Here is a 14,997-nt window from a genome sequence, read left to right as displayed (position 1 = left end):
AAGAGCGCGTCACAGCGCCATTTTTACCATTGTAATAAAGTTGGCACAGAATTCGCTTTATATCTTTCAAGCGAAAACGACAGTTATACAACGGTTGAAAAGAGCTTGCCGAGATCTTGGTTAGGGGTGGTCAGTAAGCGTGACACATTCCAGGCAACGAAGTTCTCTCACCATGACGATTATGACCATTTCCAGGAGAGTTTAAGTATGTCCGCTGAACACGTCCTCTCGATGATGAACGAGCACGAAGTTAAGTTTGTTGACCTGCGTTTTACCGATACCAAAGGTAAAGAACAGCACGTTACTATCCCTGCTCACCAGGTTAACGCTGACTTCTTCGAAGAAGGCAAAATGTTCGATGGCTCATCCATCGGTGGCTGGAAAGGCATTAACGAATCAGACATGGTGCTGATGCCGGATGCGACCACTGCAGTTATGGATCCTTTCTTCGAAGATCCAACGCTGATCATCCGTTGTGACATCCTCGAGCCAGGCACGCTGCAGGGCTACGACCGTGACCCACGCTCCATTGCTAAACGTGCAGAAGAGTTCCTGCGTTCTTCAGGCATCGCGGATACCGTGCTGTTTGGACCAGAGCCAGAGTTCTTCCTGTTCGATGACATTCGTTTCGGTTCTTCTACTTCAGGTTCACACGTGGCTATCGATGATATCGAAGCGGCATGGAACACCGGTAAAGAATACGAAGGCGGTAACAAAGGTCACCGTCCAGGTCTGAAAGGCGGTTACTTCCCGGTTCCACCAGTCGATTCATCTCAGGACATCCGTTCTGCTATGTGTCTGACCATGGAGCAGATGGGCCTGGTGGTTGAAGCTCACCACCACGAAGTTGCTACTGCTGGTCAGAACGAAGTGGCTACCCGCTTCAACACCATGACCAAAAAAGCTGACGAAATTCAGATCTACAAATACGTGGTGCACAACGTTGCTCACGCGTACGGCAAAACTGCAACCTTCATGCCTAAGCCAATGTTCGGCGATAACGGTTCTGGTATGCACTGCCACATGTCCCTGTCAAAAGGCGGCGTGAACCTGTTCTCTGGCGACAAGTACGGCGGCCTGTCTGAAACTGCTCTGTTCTACATCGGCGGTATCATCAAGCACGCTAAAGCGATCAACGCCCTGGCTAACCCAACCACCAACTCTTACAAGCGTCTGGTCCCGGGTTACGAAGCACCTGTTATGCTGGCTTACTCAGCACGTAACCGTTCAGCTTCAATCCGTATCCCAGTGGTTGCGAGCCCGAAAGCACGTCGTATCGAAGCACGCTTCCCGGATCCAGCGGCTAACCCGTACCTGGCCTTCACCGCGCTGCTGATGGCGGGTCTTGATGGTGTTATCAACAAGATCCACCCTGGCGATGCGATGGACAAAAACCTGTATGACCTGCCACCGGAAGAAGAAGCTGAGATTCCAAAAGTTGCAGGTTCTCTGGAAGAAGCACTGAACGCACTGAACGAAGACCGCGAGTTCCTGACCCGTGGCGGCGTGTTCACTGATGACGCTATCGACGCGTATATCGAACTGCGTAAGCCAGAAGTTGACCGCGTGCGCATGACTCCGCACCCAGTTGAGTTCGAACTGTACTACAGCGTTTAATTTAAAAAATTTCAGCACATTTCACGCCGCTGATTGGCGGCGTAAATAACCTGAACGTTTTTTTGTTGCCGTGGAAACTTTAGCCCATCTCCGGATGGGCTTTTTTCACCGCGAATTCATCGTTCGAATGATAGTTTTCAGTCCCAAAAGGCTATAATGCACTAAATTAGTGCAGAGGAACGCTGTATGGCAACTGGCACATTGCCCGACGCGGGGCAGATTCTTAACTCTCTAATCAACAGTATTTTGCTGGTCGATAACGATCTGGTTATCCATTATGCCAACCCGGCAGCGCAGCAATTACTGGCACAAAGCTCACGCAAATTGTTCGGCACGCCATTACCGGAATTAACCGGCTATTTTTCGCTGAATATTGAGGTGATGAGCGAGAGTCTTGGAGCAGGCCAGGGCTTTACGGACAGCGAAGTGACGTTAGTGGTCGATGGCCGCGCGCACATTATGTCGCTGACCGCACAGCGTCTACCCGATGGTCTTATCTTGCTGGAAATGGCGCCGATGGATAATCAACGCCGTCTCAGCCAGGAACAACTGCAACATGCTCAGCAGGTCGCTGCACGTGATTTAGTGCGCGGACTAGCGCATGAAATTAAAAACCCGCTCGGAGGTTTACGCGGCGCTGCGCAGTTATTAACGCGTGCTCTGCCCGATCCTTCGCTGCATGAATATACCCGGATTATTATCGAACAGGCGGACCGCCTGCGTAATCTGGTTGATCGTTTACTGGGGCCCCAACAGCCCGGTATGCACGTCACACAAAGCATTCATCAGGTGGCGGAGCGCGTGGTGAATCTGGTCTCGATGGAGCTGCCGGACAATGTCTCGCTGGTGCGTGATTACGACCCGAGCCTGCCCGAGCTGCCACACGATCCCGATCAGATTGAGCAGGTGCTACTCAACGTAGTGCGTAATGCGTTGCAGGCGCTGGGTGACGAAGGTGGCACTATCGTGATCCGCACCCGTACCGCGTTTCAGCTGACGCTGCACGGCACCCGTTATCGCCTGGTGGCACGTATTGATATCGAAGATGATGGCCCTGGGATTCCTGCTCAGCTACAGGACACGCTGTTCTATCCGATGGTGAGTGGTCGTGAAGGAGGCACCGGTTTAGGTCTCTCCATCGCCCGCAGCCTGATCGATCAGCATTCAGGAAAAATAGAATTTAACAGTTGGCCAGGACACACCGAATTCTCGGTTTACCTGCCTATTCGCCAGTGAGGTTTCTATGCAACGAGGGATAGTCTGGATCGTCGATGACGATAGCTCCATCCGCTGGGTGCTTGAACGTGCGCTCACTGGAGCCGGTTTGAGCTGCGCGACATTTGACAGCGGCAATGAGGTGCTGGATGCACTCTCAAGTAAAACCCCAGATGTATTGTTATCGGATATTCGCATGCCGGGCATGGATGGACTGGCGCTGCTGAAACAGATTAAACAGCGTCACCCAATGCTACCGGTCATCATAATGACCGCGCATTCGGATCTTGATGCCGCCGTCAGCGCATATCAACAAGGCGCGTTCGATTATCTGCCCAAGCCGTTTGATATTGATGAAGCGGTCGCGCTGGTTGAACGTGCGATCAGTCACTATCAGGAACAGCAGCAGCCGCGTAATCAACCGGTGAGCGGCCCGACAACCGACATCATTGGCGAAGCGCCGGCGATGCAGGATGTGTTTCGCATCATCGGCCGTTTGTCGCGATCTTCCATCAGCGTGCTGATTAATGGTGAATCGGGTACCGGTAAAGAGTTAGTGGCGCATGCTCTGCATCGTCACAGCCCGCGTGCCAAATCACCGTTTATCGCGCTGAATATGGCGGCAATCCCGAAAGACCTGATCGAATCCGAATTGTTCGGGCATGAGAAAGGGGCCTTTACCGGGGCGAATCAGATCCGTCAGGGCCGTTTTGAACAGGCCGATGGCGGCACGCTGTTTCTTGATGAAATAGGTGATATGCCGCTCGACGTGCAAACCCGCTTGCTGCGCGTGTTGGCCGATGGCCAGTTCTATCGCGTGGGCGGCTACGCACCGGTGAAAGTGGATGTGCGTATTATCGCGGCAACCCACCAAAACCTTGAGTTGCGCGTGCAGGAAGGCAAGTTCCGTGAGGATCTGTTCCATCGCCTGAACGTGATTCGCGTGCACTTACCGCCGCTGCGTGAGCGTCGTGAAGATATCCCACGTCTGGCGCGCTACTTCCTGCAAGTCGCCGCGCGTGAGTTGGGCGTCGAAGCGAAGATTCTGCATCCGGAAACCGAAACCGCGCTGACGCGCCTGCATTGGTCCGGTAACGTACGCCAGCTGGAAAATACCTGCCGCTGGTTAACCGTGATGGCTGCAGGCCAGGAAGTACTGATTCAGGATCTGCCGCCGGAGCTGTTTGAGTCGAGCACGCCGGACAATCCAGTGCAGTCTCTGCCGGATAGCTGGGCCACCTTGCTGGCACAATGGGCGGACCGCGCGCTGCGTTCCGGTCATCAAAACCTGCTCTCTGAAGCGCAGCCGGAGATGGAGCGCACGCTGCTCACCACCGCCCTGCGTCACACTCAGGGACACAAGCAGGAAGCCGCACGTTTGTTGGGTTGGGGTCGTAATACCCTGACGCGTAAACTGAAAGAGCTCGGAATGGAATAAGTGAGAATCAGGGGAGCGCGATGCTCCCCTGAATTTTTATATCACCCGCGAGAATTGCTGCATGCGAGCCTTTTGGCGCAGATAACGATCGAAGCACATGCAGATGTTACGAATCAGTAAACGCCCAATTCCTGTGACATGCAGACTACGCCCACGCCGTTCCAGCAAACCATCCGCCATCAAAGGCGCCAGTAACGCTAAATCTTCCGCAAAATAGGTTTCGAAGGTGCTCGGCCACTGCGCTTCAATCGCCGCGAAATCTAATGAGAAATGACAAATCAGCGTTTTGATGACATCACGGCGCAGACAGTCATCGTCGCTTAGTGTCAAACCACGCCATAGCGCGTTCCCGCTCTGCTCCACGCTTGCATAGTATTCTTTCAATTCTTTTTGGTTCTGAGCATAACTGTCTCCCAGCATACTGATCGCTGAGACGCCGAATCCGACTAGCTCGGTTTCGCCTTGCGTGGTGTACCCCTGAAAGTTGCGGTGCAGTTCACCCGCACGCTGCGCAATGGCCAACTCATCATCCGGTTTGGCAAAGTGATCCATCCCGATGAACTGATAGCCTGCATCGGTTAAGGTGCCAATGGTTTGCTGCAGGATTTGCAGCTTCTGTTCCGCACCAGGTAGCTCTTCATCTTTGATTTTGCGTTGTGCAGCAAACAGCGTCGGCATGTGCGCGTAATTGAATACGCTGAGACGATCGGGATTAAGCGCGATGACTCGCTGTAAGGTGAAGGCAAAACTTTCGGGCGTTTGCAGCGGCAAACCGTAAATCAGATCCAGGCTGACTGAGCGGAATCCTCGCGCACGCGCACGCTCAACCAGCCCGAAGATAGTCTCTTCATCCTGCACGCGATTGACGCGCTCCTGCACCGCCTTATTGAAGTCCTGCACACCCATACTCAGGCGATTAAAACCTTCAGCACGCAGATGATCGATCATCGCCAGCTCAATTTCGCGTGGATCGACTTCGATCGACATCTCAACGTCATCAGCAATCTCAAAATGGCCGCGCAGCAGCGCCACCAGCCGGCTGACCTGAGCTTGATTGAGAAAGGTTGGCGTACCACCGCCCCAGTGCAACTGCGTGACGCGGCGTCCGGCAAACAGCGGCGCACGCTGGCGGATTTCCTGCTCCAGCACATCCAGATAGCGATCGGCCTTGTGCAGCTGGCGCGTCACAATCTTATTACAGCCGCAGAAGTAGCAAAGGCGATGGCAGAACGGAATATGGACATACAGCGACAGGGAACGTTGAGGATAGCGTTCAACCGCAAACTGGAAGCTTGCCTCGCCAAAGTTCTCATTGAACTCCAGCGCAGTGGGGTATGAGGTGTAACGCGGACCCGCGTAATTGTATTTTTCAATCAGCCGCTGGTCCCATTCAATCTGCTGCGATGACATGCTCACTCCTTACGGTGACGTCGTTTGAGGGAGGGTCGCGTTGCAGAAGAGGAGAGATAGCGGTGAGCCGTACGCCGGCGTAAACGCGACTTCAGACGCGACAGGCGACGAAGTTTAAACAATAACCACAGGAGATAACATGTCAGCAGCAGCGCTAAAATTGATCCAGGCCAAAGCATCAGCGAATACCTGTTTAGCGCGGCATGCGCAAATGCGCATGCCGATCAAAAATGACTTAGTTGCCTTTTAACAAGCGCATCATATCGACTTCGGCTTGTTCATCTTCAGCACCGTCATCCAACGCGATACCGAGGGTTTCCATCAGTTCGTCAATGCGATCCAGCGTCTGATCGAGCCATGCCTGATCTTCAGCGCTGAGTGTCTCACCACTTTCCAGACGGTCCAGTAAGGTGTCGAGGCGTTCATCATTTTCCAGCTTCGCCAGCTCTTCTTCCGGTGTCAGACGAACCTTCTCCGCTTTCGGTCTGGCTTTCGCTACCGGCTTTTTCTCCGGTACGGTTTTACCATCGGCCACCAGCGCAACCGGTTTTTTACTGCCAGTACGTGGATCGGCATTTTTCTGACCCTGGCCTTTGCCAGCGCCTTTGGTTTCCGGGTTAGCACGGCTGCCCGCTTTATGGCCGCTGTGCTTTTTATCGCGTTTACGATCGCGTGCTTCCTGGTTCAGTTCTTCACGCGATTTGCGTTTGGCTTTAGCAGCAGGTTTGCCACGCTGGGCTGGTGCAGGTTGCTTCATGGTGTCCGGTCTCGGCGATTTTTCTTCAGTATAGAATTGCGGCGAAATCTAGCAGAAAGATGACAAAGAAAAAAGGCGATAGCCTATGCTATCGCCTTATTTCGCACCTTCTACTGAAGGAATAACGGTATAAATCCTTTACAGCTCTCAACGTCCCGGTTGCTCCTTCGCCTCATCGCTCCTGCGAGTAATCCTTTTCCTTGTCCGACTCATACCTGAATCACATCCTGCCATGCTCCTGGTCATCCCCGACACTCCTGAGCGCATCATCCTGATGGGTGCTGCCGTGCACTGACTCCAAATGTAGACCAATCAGTAAAATGAACAAGTGAGACATGTCTTTAATTTAGAGCGGTAATTTTCAATATCTATTTATCTTATTGAAAATATTACGATATCCAACATATGAACATTCTATTAATCGGTAATGACTGGCAGTAATTATCGTCGATCTCTTACAAAGTGGCGCGTTAAGACGCTATCGGGCACTTTTGCGCCATAACAGGTATAATCAGCCCAATTGAACGAATCACTTTGCTGGAGCTTTACTTTGTCTGCTTTGAATTATCACATGACCCACTTCGTGCTCAGCGCCCCGGATATTCGCCATTTACCGGCAGATGTGGGCATTGAGGTCGCGTTTGCCGGACGCTCTAACGCAGGCAAATCCAGCGCGCTGAATACCATCACCAACCAGAAAAGCCTGGCGCGTACCAGTAAAACGCCAGGTCGTACTCAGCTCATCAACCTGTTCCAGGTCGTCGAGGGGAAAACCCTGGTCGACTTACCGGGTTATGGCTACGCCGAAGTCCCGGAAGAGATGAAACGTAAATGGCAGCGTGCGCTGTCTGAATATTTGCAGAAGCGCCAGGCACTGAAAGGCCTGGTGGTGCTGATGGATATTCGCCATCCGCTAAAAGACCTCGATCAGAATATGATTGAATGGGCAGTCCAGAGCGGCATCCCTGTACTGGTGCTGTTAACCAAAGCAGATAAGCTGGCATCTGGTGCACGTAAAGCGCAGCTCAAACTGGTGCGTGAAGCTGCATTGGGCTTTATGGGTGATGTGCAGGTTGAGATATTCTCATCACTCAAGAAGATCGGCGTTGATATCGTTCGCCAGAAACTGGATAGCTGGTTCAGTGAGCTGGAACCGGCGCAGGAAGATGAAGAAGCCCCTTCTGCGTAATGTGAAGTGCGGGTTTACGACCCGCTTTTCAGAAAAAGCCCAATAAAAAACGCCCCAGTCATAAATGACTGGGGCGGCTAAATATTCAGCCAAATCCGATTACGTGAAGTAAAAGGTCTGAAAGATAGAACATCTTACCTCTGTACCCTACGCGATGAACTTTACCTGATTTTTCCTGACCAACAAAGGGTTTTTTGTTGTTAAGTTTCAGGATTCCACATCTTTTTTACCGGGTTCGTCACACTTTGGCTTAAGGCGTGTAGTTTAATTACTAAAAAAATGCTTAGCCGATAGGCAGTTACAAAATGCGCATTTAACAAGTGGCTTTACATCGTTGCTGAACCGATTAAGTAAACTTTTTTCTTATGACGATGTCAGCGGCGTAGATATACCGCCGACAACGTTCCTTAGTGCGCCTGGTCCCAGTTATCGCCCGTTCCCACTTCAACCTGCAGCGGTACATCAAGTTTCATGCTGCTCTCCATCAGCTGGCGGATCTTCGCACTCGCACTCTCAACCGCGTCTTTATGGATCTCAAACACCAGTTCATCGTGTACCTGCATGATCATCTTCACAGCGTCATCCTGCTGTTGCAGTAACCAGCCATCTACAGCGATCATCGCGCGTTTGATAATGTCCGCTGCGGTGCCCTGCATCGGGGCGTTAATCGCCGCGCGCTCTGCCGCCTTACGACGAATGGCGTTGCTGGAGCTGATGTCCGGAAGCCACAGGCGGCGACCATCCAGTGTCTCCACGTAGCCCTTATCTGCCGCCTGAGTGCGAGTCTCTTCCATGTAACGCAGTACGCCCGGATAACGCTCAAAGTAGAGATCCATATACTTTTTCGCTTCGCCAGCACCGATATTCAACTGGCGCGACAGACCGAAGGCGCTCATGCCATAAATCAGGCCAAAGTTAATTGCCTTGGCACTGCGGCGTTGCTCACCTGAAACCTTGCTCAGCGCGACACCAAAGACTTCTGACGCTGTCGCGCGGTGAATGTCTTCACCCTGCGCAAACGCATCCAGCAGGCCTTTATCCTGCGACAGATGCGCCATGATGCGCAGTTCAATTTGAGAGTAGTCAGCCGCGACGATGCGATTATCTTTACCTGCGATAAAAGCCTGACGAATACGACGGCCTTCATCGTTGCGCACCGGGATATTTTGCAGGTTGGGATCGGTAGATGAGAGACGTCCGGTGGCCGTGACCGCCTGATGATAAGAAGTATGCACGCGGCCGGTAATCGGATTGATCATCAAAGGCAATTTGTCGGTATAAGTCGACTTCAGCTTAGACAGGCCACGATGCTCCAGAATCACTTTGGGCAGCGGATAGTCCAGCGCCAGTTCAGCCAGCACTTCTTCGCTGGTTGACGGTGCGCCACCCGGCGTTTTCTTAGTGGGCTTGATGCCCTGCTTTTCAAACAGAATGGTTTGCAGCTGTTTGGTGGAGGAGAGATTAAACGGCTCGCCTGCCAGCTCGTGCGCTTTCAACTCCAGTTCCGCCAGACGTGCGGTCAGCTCCTGCGAATGTTTGGCCAGGATGTTTTGATCGATCAATACGCCGTTGCGTTCAATGCGTGAAATCACGGTCACCAGCGGCATCTCGATATCGGTGAAGACCTGCTTCGGACCCGCTTCCTGCTCCAGCTTCGGCCACATCTGCAGATGCAACTGCAGCGTGACATCTGCGTCTTCTGCAGCGTAATGAGCGGCCTGCTCGATAGCAATCTGGTTGAAGGTCAGCTGATTTTTTCCTTTACCGGCAATCTCTTCGAAGGTGACGGTTTTATGGTTCAGCCAGCGCGAAGCCAGGCTATCCATATCATGTTTGCCGCCGACGCTGCTCAGGCAATAAGATTCCAGCATGGTGTCGAATTTAATGCCGTTCAGCTCAATATCGTAGTTCTTCAGCACGCCACGATCGTATTTGAGGTTCTGACCGACTTTTGCAGATTTAGCGTCTTCCAGTAGCGGTTTTAGCTTTTTCAACACGTCGCTGCGGTCGAGTTGTTCTGGCGCATCAAGATAGTCATGGGCCACCGGAAGATAAGCGGCTTCACCGGGCGCAACCGCAAAGGAGAGGCCGACAATGTTGGCACTCCAGCTATCCAGAGAATCGGTTTCCAGATCGAAGGCAAAGAGTTCTGCTTTTTTCAGTTTTTGCAGCCACTCGTCGAAGGTTGTCTCATCCAAAATGGTGACGTAGCCGTCAGATGACAACACGCTAGCGGTTTCCGCCACTGCAGCCACAGGTTCAGTCGCCAGCGATTTCTGCGCCTGCACATTGCTCTTTTTGCCCTGCAACCAGGTGCCGTCCTGTAAATCGCTGATCCAGCGTTTAAATTCATAGCGGCCGAACAGATTCTGCAGTTTTTCAACGTCCGGCTCGTTGACGGTGAGTTGCTCACAACCCAGTTCCAGTTCTACGTCAGTCTTAATGGTCGCCAGCTGATAGGACAGGAATGCGACTTCGCGGTTCTGCTCCAGCTTCGCTGCCATAGTCTTCGCGCCACGGAACGAGAGATCCGCCACTTTATCCAGGTTGTCGTAAATCGACTGCATACCGCCCAGGCCCTGCAGCAGCGCCTGTGCCGTTTTCTCACCCACGCCAGGCACACCCGGAATGTTATCCGAGCTGTCACCCATCATGGCAAGGAAATCGATAATCAATGAAGGCGGCACACCGTATTTTTGCTCAACCTCTTCCGGGCCCAACACGGTGTTGGTCATGGTATTGATCAACGTAATGCCCGGCGTGACCAGCTGCGCCATATCCTTATCACCGGTACTGATCAGCACTGCACGGCCCTGCTTTTCTGCTTCCAGTGCCAGAGTACCAATCACGTCATCAGCCTCAACGCCGGTCACTGCCAGCAGCGGTAATCCCATCGCTTTGACCATCTCGTGCAGCGGCTCGATCTGTGCACGCAGATCGTCGGGCATTGGCGGACGATGCGATTTGTAGTGCTCGAATAATTCATCGCGGAAAGTTTTGCCTTTCGCATCGAAGACCACGGCCACATGGCTCGGCTGATACTGCATCAGCAAACTTTTCAGCATGTTGAGCACACCGTACATCGCGCCCGTGGGCTCGCCTGCACTGTTGGTCAGCGGCGGAAAGGCATGATACGCCCGGTAGAGATAAGAGGATCCGTCTACCAGAATCAGGGGATTTTCTGCAATTTGCGCCATAGGTTCGTATTTTCTTCGTTGCGATAATGAGGGCTATAAGGATGCCACAACCAGAGAGGAATGTTGAATCAGAGCAGGGATGTCAGGATCTTTTTCGTTGTTACGCGGAGTGGATCGCAAGGATCGGTCTGTGGATAACTTTGTGCGTAAAATTCATAACGTATTGTTATTTACGCTTATTGCAATCATTTTACAGATAAAAGTTATTGTTTTTCAATTTGTTATTAACTTACCGTGATGAAGCGCGCCTTTTTGAAAAGGTGATCGTCCATGTGGATATTAAGCGGAGGGTTAACGGGGATATCATGATTACGTCATGGGAAAGGAAGTAAAAACGCCGACATCGCCGGCGTTTATTCGAGCTTAATTACTTCTTCTCAACCAGGAATTTCACTACGTTGGCATAATCGGCAACGAAATTGTCCATAGAACTGGTGTCCAGGCCGCCGTTGTTCACCATGTATTTGCCGTTAACGAAGATGGCTGGCACGCCCTGCAGATTAAGATCGGCTGCCGCTTTCTGCTGCTGGGCGACCAACGCTTTTACCGCAAAGCTATTCCAGGCTGCATCATAATCTTCTGATGAGATGCCAGCAGCCTGGATGAAGGTGGCTTTCAGGCTCGCCGCATCGGTAATGGTTTGGGTTTTCTGAATACCGTCAAAGATCGGTGCAGTGACTTTGCTTTCCACGCCCAGCGCCATCGCGACCGCCCAGGCTTGAGTCACAACAGGACCGAAGTCTCCGCCGAGGAAATCAACGTGATATTTAGTCACTTTAGTGTCTGCTGGCAGGTTCTTTTTCACGGCATCACTCACGTGATAGACGCGTTCGAACTGGTAGCAGTGCGGGCAGAAGAAGGAGAAGAACTCCAATACCTGTGGCTCACCAGCAACCGGCTTTGGCAGCGTGACGAATTGTTTGCCGTCATTGAACTGTGCCGCTGAGGCGCCAAATGCCAGCATTAAACCTACCAGCGCAAACATAATCTTTTTCATCGTGAAAAAATCTCCTGAGTACTTCATTAAAATTGCGGGCTAAGCTGCAACGGGGGTTGATGTAACAGCCTCTCCTGCTCGATAAATAGTGCAATCTGTCGGCGCCAGAAATCCTCATCGGTCATCCAGGGAAAGGCGCGCGGAAAAGCCGGGTCCTGCCAGCGGCGTACCACCCAGGCCAAATAATAAACCATGCGCATAGCGCGTAAAGGCTCAATCAGTGACAATTCATGTAAATCAAAGTCACTGAATTCATTATAAGCTTCCAGCAGAATATCCCACTGAATCAGCTGTTCCTGACGATCGCCGTTTACCAGCATCCACAGATCCTGCACTGCAGGCCCGTTGCGTGCATCGTCAAGATCGACAAACATCGGGCCATCGCGCCACAGGATATTACCTGGATGGCAGTCGCCATGCAGCCTGAGCGGCTGCCATTTATCATGCCAGCGCTGCTGTAGGGTGCCGATAAGTTTATCAACGGCGTTCAGCAGCGCATCCTTCAGGGCAGCCGGTACCAGCGTGCTTTGCTCCAGCTCCTGGCGAGGTTGTAAGACATACTCTTCCAGGCCGAAGGTTGGACGCTGTTGAAACAAGCTCTGGCGACCTGTTTGATGGATGCGACCAAGAAAGCGGCCCACCCACTCCATCTGTTCTTCATTATCGGTTTCATACTGTCGCCCACCCAGGCTTGGGAAAACGGCAAACATAAAACCAGCATGGTGATTCAGCGTACTGCCCTGCAGTGCCAGTGGTGCTGCAACAGGCACTTCATCGGCCAGCAGATCATGCGTGAACTGGTGCTCTTCCAGAATTTGTTGCGCACTCCAGCGTTGTGGCCGATAGAACTTAGCCACATAGCGACGTTTGTCGTCATCACTAAACTGATAGACACGGTTTTCGTAGCTATTGAGGGCGGTTAAGCCGGATTCGACACGCAGACCCGCATCCCAAAGTGCATCCAGGATGACATCGGGGTCCAGCGTCTGGAAATTAAAGGCGGCTTCGCTCATCATTTTGCCTGTGTGTTACCGTTGCAAGGAATGCGCAAGGATAACACTACTCATCATCCTTAATCACACCGCGTGCACGTAATAGCGCGGTTTTGAAGTCCACTTCATAATCCTTTTTCAGTCCGGGAATTTCCGCATCGCAGCCAGCGTCACGCATTTTGAGATGGTAAATCAATATGTCATCGGTTAATTCACTTAATGGGCCACTGAAGCCTGATTCCTGCGCCAGTTTCTGTAAAAATGCCAGCAGGTTAAGGTCAGACTCCTTTTGCCAGGCCGGTTGCAGGAGTTCGAACAATTCATTAAGTCGGTGATATTTCATCATTGATTCCTCTATGCAGTGATAGGCTGCCGTTATGCAAGTATCGTCCAGTATGATCAAGGAGACGAAAATGACCGCATTTACCGGCGTGATCCTCGCAGGTGGGCAAGGCAGTCGTATGGGCGGCCTGGATAAAGGGCTGCTGGAATTGCAGGGCAAACCGCTTTATCAGCATGTTTTGCAGCGTTTGATGCCACAGGTCAATATTGTGTTGATAAGCGCCAACCGTAACATTGATCGTTATCAGGCTAGCGGTTGTCAGGTCGTTACTGATTCGATGCCAGATTACCCCGGTCCGTTGGCAGGCATGTTAAGTAGCTTGCAGCACAGTAAGACCGAGTGGGTCGCCTTTTGTGCCTGTGATACGCCCTGGTTACCGGAGGACTTCGTTGCGCGATTATGGCAGCAGCGCGGCGCGGCACCTGCGGTGTGGGTACGATCAACGCAGCGTGATCATCCTGCATTGGCACTGGTCAATCGATCACTGGCTGACGGTCTGGAAGCCTGGCTGCTTCGTGGTGAGCGGCGTTTAATGCAGTTTCTGCGTGAACATGGTGGGCATGCCGTGACGTTCACAGATTCTGAGGCAGCTTTCCGCAACATTAATACGCCCGACGATTTAGTTGATGGGGAAAAGCAGTGATGAGCGTGGCTTTACTGGCGATCGTTGCGTGGAGTGGCACCGGAAAAACCACTTTGCTTCAACAGGTGATCCCTCTGCTTAAGGCTCGCGGTATTCGTTCTGGGTTAATCAAACATACCCATCATCAAATGGACATTGATACGCCGGGAAAAGATAGCTATCTGCTGCGAAAAGCAGGTGCCGATCAGGTGATTGTTGCCAGTACTCAGCGCTGGGCATTGATGTGCGAGACTCCTGATCAGCCGTTGAATCTGGCTGAACTGGTCGCGCGGATGGACAGTTCCACACTGGATTTGGTGTTGGTTGAGGGCTTTAAAGATGAGCCAGTACCCAAAATCGCGCTGTGGCGGCGTGATGCCAGAGGTGAAGTGGCTGATTTACTGGATGAATACGTGGTTGCGCTGGCCAGCGATGAGAATTTAACGATCGACCGCCCACTTCTCGATATTAATCAGCCGGTTAAGATTGCTGATTTTATTGAAAACTGGCTGAGAAAAAGCCAGTAGCCAGGCGGTTTTATGATCGTCTGGCTAAACTTCACACGTCAGTTTCAGGCGTAAAACAATCCTGATTTCGCCGATCTGCAGACGTAAAAAAACCCTGAACTTTCGTTCAGGGTTTCTTCACTTATTTGATGCCTGGCAGTTCCCTACTCTCGCATGGGGAGACCCCACACTACCATCGGCGCTACGGCGTTTCACTTCTGAGTTCGGCATGGGGTCAGGTGGGACCACCGCGCTACAGCCGCCAGGCAAATTCTTGTGCTCTGTCCTGTGTCTTTTGTGCTGATGCTGCGTTGCTCTCCCTCGCGTAACTCAGTCACATACCTCAGTATGCTCCTTCGTTCCGTCCCGGTCGGCGCCTTGCCTCAGCGCAAAATCCTTCGGACTTAACTCCGCAGGACATCGCTAATTCTTTTATCCGGATGAACAAAGCTGAAAATCTACTTCTGCGTCTCTCAAAAAACGCCTCTGGCGTTGTAAGGTTAAGCCTCACGGGTCATTAGTACCGGTTAGCTCAATGCATCGCTGCACTTACACATCCGGCCTATCAACGTCGTCGTCTTCAACGTCCCTTCAGGACTCTCTGGGAGTCAGGGAGAACTCATCTCGGGGCAAGTTTCGTGCTTAGATGCTTTCAGCACTTATCTTTTCCGCACTTAGCTACCGGGCAATGCCATTGGCATGACAACCCGAACA

General features: G+C 52.1%; 13 protein-coding genes and 2 rRNA genes. 6 read left to right on the top strand and 9 right to left on the bottom strand.

What is annotated here, in order from left to right:
• The first annotated feature begins 207 nt into the window (after window positions 1-207).
• The 3 genes from glnA to glnG all read left to right on the top strand — a co-directional run bounded on the left by glnA (window position 208) and on the right by glnG (window position 4,270).
• Entirely contained in the window at window positions 208-1,617 is a 1,410-nt protein-coding gene (glnA, locus tag WFP70_RS16170; RefSeq protein ID WP_097119640.1) for a glutamate--ammonia ligase, read from the top strand.
• A gap of 186 nt (window positions 1,618-1,803) precedes the next feature.
• Complete coding sequence (gene glnL, locus WFP70_RS16165) at window positions 1,804-2,853, top strand: nitrogen regulation protein NR(II) (RefSeq protein ID WP_034823903.1); 1,050 nt, start codon at window positions 1,804-1,806, stop codon at window positions 2,851-2,853.
• Between the two features lie 7 nt (window positions 2,854-2,860).
• Window positions 2,861-4,270, top strand: coding sequence for a nitrogen regulation protein NR(I) (gene glnG, locus WFP70_RS16160; RefSeq protein ID WP_034823905.1), 1,410 nt, complete (start codon window positions 2,861-2,863; stop codon window positions 4,268-4,270).
• Between the two features lie 36 nt (window positions 4,271-4,306).
• Here the strand turns inward: glnG and hemN are convergent, their stop codons facing one another.
• A complete protein-coding gene (gene hemN / locus WFP70_RS16155) occupies window positions 4,307-5,680 on the bottom strand; it encodes an oxygen-independent coproporphyrinogen III oxidase (protein WP_337023836.1) in 1,374 nt (457 codons plus the stop codon).
• A 235-nt stretch (window positions 5,681-5,915) separates the two neighbouring features.
• Complete coding sequence (gene yihI, locus WFP70_RS16150) at window positions 5,916-6,437, bottom strand: Der GTPase-activating protein YihI (protein WP_034823909.1); 522 nt, start codon at window positions 6,435-6,437, stop codon at window positions 5,916-5,918.
• Between the two features lie 550 nt (window positions 6,438-6,987).
• On the opposite strand from yihI, the gene yihA reads away from it, so the two are divergent.
• Complete coding sequence (yihA, locus tag WFP70_RS16145; protein ID WP_337023835.1) at window positions 6,988-7,626, top strand: ribosome biogenesis GTP-binding protein YihA/YsxC; 639 nt, start codon at window positions 6,988-6,990, stop codon at window positions 7,624-7,626.
• Window positions 7,627-7,711: 85 nt separating this feature from the next.
• Here the strand turns inward: yihA and WFP70_RS26805 are convergent, their stop codons facing one another.
• The 5 genes from WFP70_RS26805 to WFP70_RS16125 form a co-directional block, all read right to left on the bottom strand.
• Window positions 7,712-7,759 carry a spot 42 RNA, inhibition of DNA synthesis gene (locus WFP70_RS26805; protein WP_071892919.1) on the bottom strand — a complete coding sequence of 16 codons (48 nt, stop codon included), beginning with the start codon at window positions 7,757-7,759 and terminating at the stop codon, window positions 7,712-7,714.
• A gap of 274 nt (window positions 7,760-8,033) precedes the next feature.
• Entirely contained in the window at window positions 8,034-10,823 is a 2,790-nt protein-coding gene (polA, locus tag WFP70_RS16140) for a DNA polymerase I (protein ID WP_337023834.1), read from the bottom strand.
• A gap of 367 nt (window positions 10,824-11,190) precedes the next feature.
• Window positions 11,191-11,820, bottom strand: a complete 630-nt coding sequence (gene dsbA, locus WFP70_RS16135) for a thiol:disulfide interchange protein DsbA (protein ID WP_034823914.1) — start codon at window positions 11,818-11,820, stop codon at window positions 11,191-11,193.
• Window positions 11,821-11,846: 26 nt separating this feature from the next.
• On the bottom strand, window positions 11,847-12,833 hold the full coding sequence (locus WFP70_RS16130; protein WP_038643999.1) for a serine/threonine protein kinase: 987 nt from the start codon (window positions 12,831-12,833) through the stop codon (window positions 11,847-11,849).
• A gap of 46 nt (window positions 12,834-12,879) precedes the next feature.
• Window positions 12,880-13,155: a YihD family protein gene (locus WFP70_RS16125; RefSeq protein ID WP_038643998.1), complete on the bottom strand. Its 276-nt coding sequence runs from the start codon at window positions 13,153-13,155 to the stop codon at window positions 12,880-12,882.
• A gap of 70 nt (window positions 13,156-13,225) precedes the next feature.
• Between WFP70_RS16125 and mobA the strand changes: the two genes are divergently transcribed.
• The gene (mobA, locus tag WFP70_RS16120; RefSeq protein ID WP_337023833.1) at window positions 13,226-13,798 is read left to right on the top strand and encodes a molybdenum cofactor guanylyltransferase MobA; all 573 of its coding nucleotides are present in this window, start codon (window positions 13,226-13,228) and stop codon (window positions 13,796-13,798) included.
• Window positions 13,798-14,304, top strand: coding sequence for a molybdopterin-guanine dinucleotide biosynthesis protein MobB (gene mobB / locus WFP70_RS16115; protein ID WP_337023832.1), 507 nt, complete (start codon window positions 13,798-13,800; stop codon window positions 14,302-14,304). Before mobA ends, mobB begins: the two co-directional genes overlap by 1 nt.
• A 130-nt stretch (window positions 14,305-14,434) precedes the next feature.
• Here mobB and rrf read toward each other — a convergent pair.
• Together rrf and WFP70_RS16105 are read right to left on the bottom strand one after the other, a co-directional pair.
• Window positions 14,435-14,550, bottom strand: a 5S ribosomal RNA gene (gene rrf, locus WFP70_RS16110).
• A 229-nt stretch (window positions 14,551-14,779) separates the two neighbouring features.
• Window positions 14,780-14,997: ribosomal RNA gene (locus tag WFP70_RS16105) — 23S ribosomal RNA — on the bottom strand; the annotation flags it as partial.

This window comes from Pantoea sp. USMM079, from assembly GCF_037153115.1.
Taxonomy (GTDB): domain Bacteria; phylum Pseudomonadota; class Gammaproteobacteria; order Enterobacterales; family Enterobacteriaceae; genus Pantoea; species Pantoea communis.
This window is presented reverse-complemented; position numbering and strand designations above follow the sequence as displayed.